Genomic DNA, 230 nt, shown 5'->3' with positions numbered 1-230 from the left:
GCCAAATCAACTGCTCGGCGGATTTCCTCAACAGTAACGGAATCAGGCGCAAATTCCCGTACCGCGTGTCGACCTTCGGCTAGTTGAGCGAAGCTTTTCACTCCGTTGCTGTTTTTCTCAGACGCATTGACCGTATAACTTCCTCCTTGCGTCCCTTTGAACTGCTCTGCTTCCCGCCAAATCGTCGATTCAAACAATTTACATACAGCGGTAAGGTCGTACCCTATGTC

Annotated in this window: 1 protein-coding gene; it reads right to left on the bottom strand. The window is 50.0% G+C overall.

Features of this window, described 5'->3' with window-relative positions; genetic code table 11:
* Positions 1 to 230, bottom strand: a 230-nt coding sequence (locus H9626_RS15745; RefSeq protein ID WP_225231018.1) for a hypothetical protein, incomplete at both ends; no start/stop codon positions are given.

The sequence above is a fragment of the Phocaeicola faecium genome, assembly GCF_014837055.1.
Lineage (GTDB): Bacteria > Bacteroidota > Bacteroidia > Bacteroidales > Bacteroidaceae > Phocaeicola > Phocaeicola gallinarum.
Note: the sequence above shows the minus strand (reverse complement) of the source record. Positions and strands in the feature narration are given on the sequence as shown.